The following is a 9,816-nucleotide window of genomic DNA, read 5'->3' on the forward strand; positions in this document are numbered from 1 at the left end:
TCGTGCGCGGCCGGACCAGGCCGGTGCTGCGCACGGGTCCGCCGATCCCCGGCGTCACGACCGTCGCCGGCGGGCCTGTCCTCGCCTCGCCCCCCGAGGTCCTGCTCCCGCCCGGTCAGGCCACCTTCCGGGTCGAGGCACGGCGGACGGGCTCCGCGGCCACCCTCGCGAGTGTCACGACGACCGGTGACACGTGGCGACCGGACGTCCTGTGGCGCGGTATGCGGCGGCCGCTGCTCGGCGAGGTCGTGATCTCTGTGGTCCCCGGGCTGCGCCGCACGGTGGTACTCGCGGAGGGCCTGGGCGTCACCGCATACCCGGCCCCTCGGCTTACCAGCCCTCGGGGGCTTCAGCCCGCGGAGGCGGTGATCTCGGCCCCGCCGGGCATGACGGTCTCCCCGGCCGCGGCCGCCTACCAGGAGGAGACGGTGACGCGGGAGGTCACCTGCGTCGCCGGCGCGGTGGTCCAGCGCCTGGCCGTGACCCCGCCGCACCTGCGGCTGCGGATCGATCCCGAGCCGGGCAGCGGCGCCGAGGCGACCGGGTGGCACCACGCGGGCCCGCTGCGCCTCACCCACGACGACCTGTGGCGCGGGGGCCTGCTGCGCATCGACCTGCCGGGCGCCGCCACGCCACCGGCGATCACGCTCATGGCGGGCGGAGAACCCGTCCAGGTCCTGAGGGCGCTGCGCGACGGCCGCTACCCGCTGCGCCGTATCCTGGACACGGCAGCCGTCCACGGCGACACCGAGCTCACCATCACCGTCAGCGAGGGAACCGTCGTGACATTCGCCACCGTGACCGGCGCCGGCCCGGCCGATGATCCGTGGACGGTCACACCGGCCTGACATCGCAGCCCCTCGCGTGGGCCACCCGCGAGGGCCCCTGAACAGCGAGAAACCCCGACACGAGATTCTTCAGTGATGGACGTGATCGCCACCGCCGAGCACCTCAGCCTGACGTACCGCCGCTACCTGCGGTCGCTGCTGCCGGTGCGCGACCCGAAGCTCGCGCGGGCGCTGCGGGACGCGATCGACGCCAGCCCGCTGCTGACCAAGGGGCCGCTGCTCGAGGCGACACCGCCGTACGCGGCGGGCGCCAGCCTGCGGCGGCTGATCGCCGACGGTGTCCTGCCCAGCGGGTTCGCCCGGCTCGGCGGGCCCGCGCTGCCGCTGGACCGGCCGCTGTACGCGCACCAGGAAACGGCGATCCGCAAAGCCGCCGCGGGCCGCAACCTCGTCGTCGCGACCGGGACCGGGTCGGGCAAGACGGAGAGCTTCCTGCTGCCGGTCCTCGCCGAGCTCGTCCGGCAGCGGGACGCCGGGACGCTGGGTCCAGGGGTCCGGGCGCTGCTGCTGTACCCGATGAACGCCCTGGCCAACGACCAGGTGCGCCGGCTGCGGCAGGTGCTCGCGGGCGCACCCGAGATCACGTTCGGCCGGTACACCGGGGAGACACCGGAGCGGCCCGCCGAGGGCGCCTCCCTGTTCGAGGCCCTGAACCCGGGCGAGGCCAGGCTCTCGAACGAGCTGCTCTCCCGAACCGAGATGCGCGACAGCCCGCCGCACCTGTTGCTGACCAACTACGCGATGCTGGAGTACCTGCTGCTGCGCCCCGCGGACATGGACCTGTTCGAGGGGCCGCACGGCGGGCACTGGCGCTTCGTCGTGCTGGACGAGGCGCACGTCTACGACGGGGCGAAGGCCGAGGAAGTCGGCATGCTGTTACGCCGGCTCAAGCAGAAGGTCTTCTCCCGGAAAAAGGACTCCGCCCGCTCGCTGCAGGCCATCGCGACGTCCGCCACCGTCGGCAACAGCCCGGCGGCCGTCATGGAGTTCGCCGCGAAGCTGTTCGACGCCCCGTTCGAGTGGAGTCCGGGCAACCCGACCCGCCAGGACCTCGTCCAGGCTACCCGGGTGGCGGTGCCGGACGGCCCGGTCCAGGACGCCCCCGACCTCGGGCCGGCCGACGCCGCCGGCCTCGGCCGGGTCCGCGCGCTGCTCGCCGACGGGCCGCGCCTGTTCACCGACCTGGCCGAGGCCGCGGGGATCTCCGGGGCCCGGCTGGCGGAACTGGTCGCGCTCGGCACGGCGGCCCGGGACGCCTCGGGCGCGCCGATGCTGTCCGCGCGCTACCACCTGTTCGCCCGCGCCACCGAGGGCGCGTTCACCTGCCTCGCGGGTGACGCCGGGAGCACGGGCGGGCCGCACGTGGCACTGGCCCGGCGCGAGATCTGCCCCGACTGCTCGGCCGCGGTGTTCGAGTTCGGGTGCTGCAAGCGGTGCGGCGCGGTGCACCTCACCGGCGTCATCCGCAAGGAGAGATCCGGGGAGTACTTCACCTCCCGGGTCGCGCGTGGCGACCGACGCGCATGGCTCGTCCTCGGTGACCCGCCGCGGCCGCAGGACGCGGCGCGGCCCGAGAGCGCGGCGCGGCCCGAGAGCGCGGCGCGGCCCGAGGACGCGGCGCAGGGGGTTGACGAGGACGACGCCGCGTTCGAGGAGACCGCCGAGCAGGACGCCAAGGACGCGAAGAGCGCTCTGCTGTGCGGCAGGTGCGGCGCGCTGCACGCGCCCACCGCGACAGGCGCCGTCGCCCCGTGCGGATGTTCCGCCGCGTACCTGCGTACGGTGCGCCGGCTGCCTGGCCGGTCCGGGACGCCGCGTGGCTGCCTGTCGTGCGGCGCGCGCGGCACCGGCATGATCCGGCTGTTCGAGAGCGGCAACGAGGCCTCCGCCGCCGTCCTCGCGACAGCTCTCTACCAGGCGCTGCCTGCCGACGACGAGTTCGCCGGGCGGCCGGGAGGCGGCCGCAAGCTGCTGGCGTTCAGCGACAGCAGGCAGGCGGCCGCGTTCTTCGCGCCGTATCTCGAATCCAGCCACGCGCTGGTACAGCAGCGCCGCCTGATCCTCGACGGGCTGGCCCGGGCTACCGCGGCCGACCCCTCGTGCTCAGTGGACGACCTGATCGAGGCGGTGGCCGCCGAGGCCGGCGCCGCCGGGGTGTTCGGGCGCCGCGAGTCCCGGCAGGCACGTCGGCGGGAGACCGCCCGCTGGGTGGCGCGCGAGCTGATCGCCCTCGACGAGCGGCAGTCGCTGGAAGGTCTCGGCCTGCTGCGTGTCGCCTTGGACGTCGACCCGGCGTGGCGGGCGCCGGCCCCGCTGCTCGCGCTCGGCCTCACCGCCGACGAGTGCTGGCTGCTGCTCGGCGAGCTCGCGCGGACGCTGCGGCTGCAGGGCGCGCTGTCGATGCCGGCGGAGGTCGACCCAGCGGACGAGATGTTCGACCCGCGCCGGGGACCGATCTACGTCCGCGTCGACGGTGCCGAGGCAAAGCTCAAAGTGCTCAGCTGGCTGCCGACCCGCGGCGTCAACAGGCGCCTGGACTACCTTCGCCGCCTGCTCGGCACGGGCGGCGCCGACCCGCGGGAGACGTTGGCCGGCTGCTGGCGGGCGCTGACCGCCGTCCGGGACGGGTGGCTCGCCGGAACGGCGCTGCCGAAGATCGGCCAGGTCTACCGGGTCGACCACACCTGGCTGACGCTCGCGCCGGGCGGGGCAGCGGAGCTGTACCAGTGCGACGTGTGCCGCCGGCGGGTCTCCGCGTCCGTGCGCGGCGTCTGCCCGACCCTGCGCTGCGCCGGCCGGCTGGCGCCGGTGACCGCCGCCACCGACAATGACGACGAGCACTACCGGGCGCTCTACCAGCGCACCGCGCCGGTCTCCCTGACCGCCCGCGAGCACACCGCCCAGTGGACCGGGCTGGAGGCAGCCGACATCCAGCAGCGTTTCCTGGCCGGGGAGGTGAACGTGCTGTCCTGCTCCACGACCTTTGAGCTCGGCGTGGACGTGGGCGCGCTGAACGCCGTGCTGCTGCGCAACATGCCGCCCACCACGGCGAGCTACATCCAGCGGGCCGGACGGGCGGGCCGCCGCGCGGGCTCACCGGCCCTCGTGCTGACCTACGCGCAGCGCCGCTCCCACGACCTGTCCCGCTACGCCGCGCCCGAGACGATGCTGACCGGCCAGGTCCGCGCCCCCTACGTGCCGCTCGGCAACCCGAGGATCGACCGGCGCCACGCGCACTCGGTGGCGCTCGCGGCGTTCTTCCGCGACGCGAAGGAGAACACCGGCCAGGAGTGGAAGAACGCGGGTGCCTTCTTCCTCGGCGAGCGGGGCGGGGCTCCCGGCCGGCCGGGCCCGCCCGCCGCTCCGTCACAGCTGGTCCGCAGCTTCCTGACGCCGGTACCGGACGATGTCGACGCCGCGCTGCGGGCGGTCCTGCCCACGTCCGTCCAGGAACAGCTCGGCCTCGACTCCGGCGCCTGGGTGGACGAGCTTGACGCGCTGCTGGCGGCGGTCCGCGCCGAGCTCGCCCAGGACGTCGCCCTGTTCGAGGAGCGGCGCAAGGAGGCGTTCGAGTCTCGGCGCAGCGACATGGCCGCCCGGTTCGAGCGGTCCATCAACACGATCACCCGGCGGTCGCTGATCGGGTTCCTCGCCAACCGCAACATCCTGCCCAAGTACGGGTTCCCGGTCGACACCGTCGAGCTGCGTACGGCGCACTGCGACTCCCAGGTCGGGGCGCGCCTCGAACTGACCCGCGACCTGGCGATGGCGATCCACGAGTACGCGCCCGGCTCCGAACTGGTCGCCGGCGGTGTGCTGTGGCGCAGCGCCGGGATCTACCGGCTGCCCGGCCGGGAGCTCATCACCCGCTCTTACACGGTCTGCCGCGGCTGCCAGCACTACCGCGAGGGCGGCGACGACCTCGAACCGGCGTGCACCGCCTGCGGGCGGCCGGCCGACGGGCCGGTGCGGGAATACTGCGTGCCCGAGTTCGGCTTCGTGGCCGACCCACGCACCGCGAGGCCAGGCACTGCCCCGCCGCTGCGCGTCTGGAACGGCGGCGTCCACGTGGTGTCCCTCGGCGCGGAGCTCAGCGAGAGCCGCTGGCGGTCGGCGGACGGCGCGATGGCCTGGTGTCACAGCGGCACCCGGGGCCGGCTCGTGTCGCTGTCCGAAGGGCCGGGCGGCGCGGGCTTCCTGCTCTGCGACTGGTGCGGCTGGGGCGGCGCCAACCACGGCCGTGCGCCCAAGTCGCACCTCAACCCGCTGCGCGGCAAGCCGTGCACAGGCCTGCTGCGCTGGCGGTCGCTGGCGCACACCTACGAGACCGACATTGTGCGCGTCCAGGTCGACGCGCCCGGTCTGGGCGCTACCGGCTCCGGCGCCGACGAGCGGGCGCGGTGGCACTCGCTGCTCTACGCGCTGCTGGAAGGCTGCGCCGAGGGCCTGGAGATCAGCCGGGGCGACATCGACGGCGTCGTGCACGCAGGTGCCGACCAGCGCAGTGGTCTGGTGCTGTTCGACACCGTCCCCGGCGGGGCGGGCAGCGCGGCGCGTATCGCCGGGTCGCTGGATATCGTCGTCGACTCCGCGCTGCGACGGGTAAGCGCGTGCGACTGCGGCCTCGAGACATCCTGTTATGGCTGCCTACGGACCGTCGGCAACGAGCGCTACCATGAGGATTTGTCGCGCGGCGTAGCCCTGACCATTCTCCGGTCGTTGTCCGGACTGCGCGTCGACGATGACCGAGATGACTGAGCAGCATACCGAGCACCGTCTGTGAGCCATTCCGACCGCGTATTTGCTGGGATACCGAAACCATGACAACGACAAGCGCCCAGGACCCACCGGGCACGCCGGGTGGCGCTTTCGGTATCGCGGCGTTCACCGCCGACGACCGCCTGCGCCTGTTCCACTTCGCCGCCACCGAGAAGCGCCACGAATACCTGTGGCTGCTGCGTGCCCTCGACCGGGCACGCGCCGACTATCAGGTGCTGGTGCACGTGGCCGATGCCCAGGCCGCGCTCGACGCCCTGGCCGAGGAGCGCCCGGACGCGCGGGTGCCCGACGTCCAGTCCCTGCTGGACTCGCTCGCCGACTGGAAGGTCCTCGACCGTTCCTATGACGGCACCCGGGCCGCGAACCTGGCCGAGTACCGCAACCGGCACTACGTCTACCAGTTCACCCAGGCGGGCTACCGCGCCTATCGGGCGGTGGAGGACGTGCTGTCCGCCAGCCTGGAGGACGCGCAGCTGTCGCGGCTGGTCTTCCCCGACATCCTGGCGGACCTGCGGGCGCTCGCCGAGGCGGTGCGCGAGGGCGACGCGCCGGAGGTGTACCGCAAGCTGTCCCGCCTCGACGGCGTCCTCGCGGACATGGCGCAGCGCGCCGCCCGGTTCTACCTGATGCTCGGCGACCTGTCGCGGACGAACGACACGCGCCCCGAGGTCTTCCTCGCGCACAAGGACGCCCTGCTCGCCCATATGCGCGAGTTCCATTCCGAGCTCAGCAGGTACGCGCCGCTGCTCGCCGACGCGGTCGAGGCAGTGGGCGCCGAGGGAGCGGACCGGGTCGCGGCGCTCGCCGCCGAGGCCGATGACTCCCTCTTCCGCTCCCGCGACCGGACCGCGGAGTGGCGACGGCGCTGGGCCGGCCTTGTCCAGTGGTTCGGTACCTCCCCGGGGGCAGCGCAGCGGGCCAGCGAGGCGGACCGGCTGCAGGACGCGACGATCACCGCCATCGCCAACGTCACCGCCTTGCTGCGGCGGGTGACGGAGTCGAGGAGGGGCGGCGTCAGCCGCGAGAGCCAGCTGCGCCACCTCGCGCAGTGGTTCACCAGCCTGCCCGCCGACACCGACGCGCACGCGCTGTACCAGGCGGTCTTCGGTCTCGGCGGGCCGCGGCACGTCGCAGCCGGCTACGAGGACCCCGAGCTGATCCCCAGCAGACAGTCCTGGTGGGAGGCCGAGCCGGTGGCGCTCTCACGCACCCTCGTGCGGGTCGGCCGCAGAACCGGGCTGCGGGGCCCCGGCCGGCTCCAGCGCGACGAGGCTGCGAAGGAGTGGCTGCGCGCCGAGCAGCTCAAGGCCACCACGCAGCGCCGTTCCGCGATGGGGCAGCTCGCCGGCAACGGCGTCCACGACCGCGTCCTCGACGAGGCGGAGACCGAGGCCCTGCTCAGCCTGCTCAGTATCGCCCTGGTCGCCCGGGTGCCGGTCAGCCGGACCGTAGACCCCGGCCCGGTCGCCGCCGGCTCCTCCGACGGTGTGCGCCTCACGCTGCGCCCCGCGCCAGGCGTCACGACCGTGCGGACGGTCCGCGGCAGGCTGCACCTCGACAGGCTGGCGATCGAGATCAGGAGCGCTGGCTCGGGGCTGGTCGCGCCCGCGCCCGCGGCGGCGGCGGCGGTCTCGGCGTGAGGGTCGCGGAGAAGGTCAGCGCCTTAGATCTCGACGAGTACCAGCAGGCCGCCCGTCAGGTGCTGCGCCATCCGCTCATCACGGCGTCCTACCCGGACAGAGCCACCCTTCCGCTGGTCCGCAAGTGGGCATCGCAGCTGCGCGTGGACCTCGCCGAGACGCTCGGGTACACCCTGGTCAGGGCGGCGACACGGTCCGGCTGCGCCGCGTCCAGGACACCCTCGACGCGACCCGCCCGGCGTACACTCGGGCGAGGAAGCCCTTCGACCGCCGCCGCTACGCCTACCTCGTGCTCGCCCTGTCGGTGCTGGGCCGCGCCGGCACCCAGATCGCCCTGTCCGAACTCGCCGACGCGGTGGCCGCCGAGGCCGGCCGTGTCGACGGCCTCGGCATGGACACCGAGCGGAAGGCCGACCGGGACGCCTTCGTGGACGCGGTCGCGTGGCTCGAGACGCGGGGCGCGCTGCGGATGGCCGACGGCAGCGCCGTGGACTGGGTCAACGACCCCGAACACGCCGAGGCGCTCTACGACATCGACCGGGAGATCACCGGGGCGGTCTACGCCCCGAGCCGTGTCCTGCAGCACCTGAACTCGGTGACCGACCTGCTCGGCGACGCCGCGAGCGCGGGCCCGGAGCAGGGCATCAACGCCGAGCGCCGCCGCACCGGCCGCCGGGCCCGCCGCCTTGCCCTGGAACAGCCCGTCGTCTACTACGCGGACGTCGACGAGGGCCTGCGCGGCCAGTTGCGGGCCCCTGCCCTCGCCGAGGACCTGGAACGCCTCACCGGGCTGCCGCTGGAACGCCGCGCCGAGGGAGTCGCCCTGATCAACACGGGCGGCCGGCTCACCGACGTCACGTTCCCCGGCACCGGCACGGTCGCCCAAGCGGCGCTGCTGCTGTGCGCCCGGATCGCCGGCTACCTGGCGTCCAGCCGGCACCGCGTCGAGTTGCTGCCCGCCGCCACGGCGGCCGAGCGGCTCGCCGACGCTTCCGCCCGCATCGACGCGGCACTGCCCGCGCGCTCCGGTGTCACCGCCCTGCTCGCGGACGCCGGCCACGCCGCAGCCACCGACAGCGCCACAGCCACTGACAGCGCCGGGCGGCCCAGTGCCGCGGCGCCGCCCGGTGACGCCCTGCCGCCCGGTGACGCCCTGCCTTCTGGTGACGCCATGCCTTCTGGTGACGTCGCGGCCGAGGCGACGAAGGCAGCCGGTCGCGAGGCCACCTATCCGTTCCTCAGCGACTCCTGGCTGCGGGCGGAGCTCACGAAACTGGTCAAGGAGTTCGGCCGCGGCATGTCCGAACGCCAGATCGCCGACCCGGCCAGTCTCCTCGACGACGTCCTGCACCTGCTCGCCAGCGTGGGCTTCGTGGCCCGTACCGACGGCGGCGTCCTCATCCTGCCCCTGCTCGCCCGCTACCGGGGCGTCACCGCCCAGCTCAAGGAAACGATCAAGTGACCAGGTACGAGCCCACTCGGGCCGGCATCATCAACATGTGGGACTACCGGGACGAGGAGTTCTCGTTCGCCCGCGGCTGGCTGATCCTGCGCGGGCCGAACGGGTCCGGCAAGACCAAGGCCCTCGAAGTCCTCTTCCCCTTTGTCCTCGACGGCCGGATCGACCCCAAGCGGCTCAACCCGTTCGCCGCCGGGGACCGGACGATGAAGTCCAACCTGCTGTACCGGGGCGCGGACAACGCGGTCGGCTACGTCTGGCTCGAGTTCCGCCACCGGGACACAAGGCAGGCGGTGACCGTCGGCATCGGTCTGCACGCCCAGCGGCACCGGGACACGCCGGTGCGCTGGCACTTCGTCGCCGATGGCCGGGTCGGCGAGGACTTCTCGCTGCTCACCGACGACGACCGGCCGATGACGCGCAAGCAGCTCGCCGAGGAGATCGGCGACGCGAACATCCACGCCTCGGCGACGGACTACCGGGCCGCGATCGACACCCGGCTGTTCGGCCTCGGCGCCGAGCGCTACGAGCAGCTGGTCACCCTGATCCTCACGCTGCGCAGGCCGCAGCTCGCCAAGAACCTCGACCCGGTCAGGCTGTCGGACACGCTGACCGACGGCCTGCGGCCCGTGGACGACGACCTCATCAACGAGGCGGCGCGCAGCTTCGACGACATGGAGACGGTCACCCGCACGCTGGAGGGCCTGGTGGCCGCCGACGAGGCGACCGCCGCGTTCCTCGCCAGCTACACGACCTACCTGCGCACCCACGCCCGCGCCGCCGCTGGCGCGCTGACCCGCCGACGCGAGGCGACGCAGGCCCAGCGTGCCGCGACCGTGGCGTACGAGGAGGCCGAGCGGGCCGCGCGGGACGGGCAGCGGGCCGCCGAGAACCACCGCGAGCAGGCCGAGACGGCCGTCGCCGGGCTGCGCGGCAGGATCGAGCAGCTCAGGGCGAGCAACGCCTACCAGGCGGTCGAGCAGATGGGCGACTTGGACCGCCTGGTCCGCACCTGCCTGCAGACCGCCAACGAGACAAGGGCCGAGCTGGACCGCCGCCAAGCGGCAGCCGCCCGCGCGCGGTCTGAGGC

The 9,816-nt window shown here is 73.8% G+C and carries 3 protein-coding genes and 2 pseudogenes; all 5 read left to right on the forward strand.

Annotated features, from left to right (window positions below):
- Window positions 1–848: pseudogene (locus MJ785_RS14510) on the forward strand (hypothetical protein); the annotation flags it as partial.
- Between the two features lie 75 nt (window positions 849–923).
- Window positions 924–5,606 carry a DEAD/DEAH box helicase gene (locus tag MJ785_RS14515; protein WP_239381329.1) on the forward strand — a complete coding sequence of 1,561 codons (4,683 nt, stop codon included), beginning with the start codon at window positions 924–926 and terminating at the stop codon, window positions 5,604–5,606.
- A gap of 62 nt (window positions 5,607–5,668) precedes the next feature.
- Window positions 5,669–7,267, forward strand: a complete 1,599-nt coding sequence (locus MJ785_RS14520) for a TIGR02677 family protein (RefSeq protein ID WP_239381331.1) — start codon at window positions 5,669–5,671, stop codon at window positions 7,265–7,267.
- A gap of 124 nt (window positions 7,268–7,391) precedes the next feature.
- Window positions 7,392–8,729 carry a DUF2398 family protein gene (locus MJ785_RS14525; RefSeq protein ID WP_239381333.1) on the forward strand — a complete coding sequence of 446 codons (1,338 nt, stop codon included), beginning with the start codon at window positions 7,392–7,394 and terminating at the stop codon, window positions 8,727–8,729.
- Window positions 8,726–9,816: pseudogene (locus MJ785_RS14530) on the forward strand (TIGR02680 family protein); the annotation flags it as partial. The gene MJ785_RS14525 and the pseudogene MJ785_RS14530, both read left to right, overlap by 4 nt.

It is taken from the genome of Protofrankia sp. CiT1 (genome assembly GCF_917627335.1).
GTDB lineage: Bacteria > Actinomycetota > Actinomycetes > Frankiales > Frankiaceae > Protofrankia.

What these genes read in the sequence shown, in the direction of transcription:
- MJ785_RS14515 (WP_239381329.1), top strand. Translation starts at nt 924, where the DNA reads ATGGACGTGATCGCCACCGCCGAGCACCTCAGCCTGACGTACCGCCGC.
- MJ785_RS14520 (WP_239381331.1), top strand. Translation starts at nt 5,669, where the DNA reads ATGACAACGACAAGCGCCCAGGACCCACCGGGCACGCCGGGTGGCGCT.